Raw genomic sequence first — 1,687 nt, forward strand, 5'->3', positions numbered from 1 at the left:
ACAGGAACAGTCAGTGGATTAGGCAGTGGTGTCAACAATGTATTGAATCAAGCAGGAGATTTCACGAGTGGGGTAGCGAACTTAACGAGCTTAGGTTTGAAGTTCACGGGAACATCGGGTGCAGGAACATTTACTTTTACACCAGCTTCTGGAACAGCAGCGACTAGTTCGAGCGTAACGATCAATGCTGGAGCAGCGACTAAATTGGTCGTAACAGGAACTGGAACACAAACAGCTGGAGGAAGTCAAACAGTGACAGTAACGGCTCAAGATGCGAATGGCAATACAGCCACTACATATACAGGAGCCAAAAACATTACCTTCTCAGGCGCAGCCGCATCTCCAAGTCCGACAACAACACCAACGGTAGCAGCTACGACCTTTGGAACAGCCACAAGCTTGACCTTTACGGCGGGTGTGGCTTCAGGTTCTATGGTCTTATACAAAGCAGAATCTGCTACAGTCAATGCGACCGATGGTACCATCAATTCGAATACGGGAGGAACATTGAATGTTACCGTTAGTCCAGCTTCAGTTAATAAATTTGGTTTAAACTTAGCCGTAGCTCAAACCAATGCAGTGAATTGGACAGGAGTAAATACCTTAACTGCTCAAGATACTTATGGTAATACTGTTTCTAGTTTTGATGCAAGTGCTAATTCAGTAACAGTAACGAATAACTTAGGAGGTGTGGTTACTGGATTAGGCTCAGGTTCTACTAATGTGTTGAACCAAGCTGGTGATTTTACTAGTGGTGTGGCTAATTTAACTAGTTTAGGCATTAAATATACCGGTGTTACTGGTACAGGAACCTTTACCTTCACTTCTACCACAGGTGGAATTACGGGTAGTGATGTAGTTTTGATCAATGCTGGAGCTGCATCGAGATTGGTTATTACAGGAAATAATTCACAGACTGCTGGTGATTCACAATCCATTACCATTACAGCTAAAGATGGTAGTGGTAATACAGATATAAATTATTCTGGAAGCAAATCCTTAACATTCTCAGGAGCTGCTAGTTCAATCAGCCCTGTTACGGCCCCAACTGTATCTGATACCAATTTTGGTACAGCCACAAGTATTACATTTACCAATGGGGTAGGTACAGCAAATTTAAAACTTTATAAAGCAGAAAGTGCTTTAGTTTCTGCAACGGATGGAAGTATTTCATCAACAGGAGGAGATCGCTTGGGTATTACTGTGGGAGAGTCAACTTTTACCAAATTGGCGGTAAGTTTAACAAGTCCTCAAACCAATGGAACAGCCTTTACGGGTACAAATACTTTAACAGCGCAAGATGCTTATGGTAATGCAGTAACCAATTTTAGTGCCGTTTCAAATAATGTAACAGTTACTTCTTCATTAACGGGTGCTGTATCTGGATTTTCTGGAGGAAATGTCATGAGCTCCCTGGGTAGTTTTGTGGATGGTGTAGCTAATTTATCTAGTGTAATGATTTTCACAGGTACATCAGGTTCAGGAACATTTACCTTTACTCCAGCTACTGGAACAGCAGTAACTAGTTCAAGTGTAACCATTAATCCTGGAGCAGCGACAAAATTAGTGGTAACTGGAACAGGAACACAAACAGCAGGTGGCAGTCAAACAGTAACAGTTACCGCGAAAGATGCAAGTGGTAATACGGCTACTAGCTACACAGGAGCTAAAAATATTACATTCTCTG

Annotated in this window: 1 protein-coding gene; it reads left to right on the forward strand. The window is 42.0% G+C overall.

What is annotated here, in order from left to right; translation table 11 throughout:
• A partial coding sequence (locus G9H60_RS10390) for a beta strand repeat-containing protein (protein WP_223143992.1) occupies window positions 1-1,687 on the forward strand: 1,687 nt, incomplete at both ends.

Source organism: Aquirufa aurantiipilula (assembly GCF_019923745.1).
Classification (GTDB): domain Bacteria; phylum Bacteroidota; class Bacteroidia; order Cytophagales; family Spirosomataceae; genus Aquirufa; species Aquirufa aurantiipilula.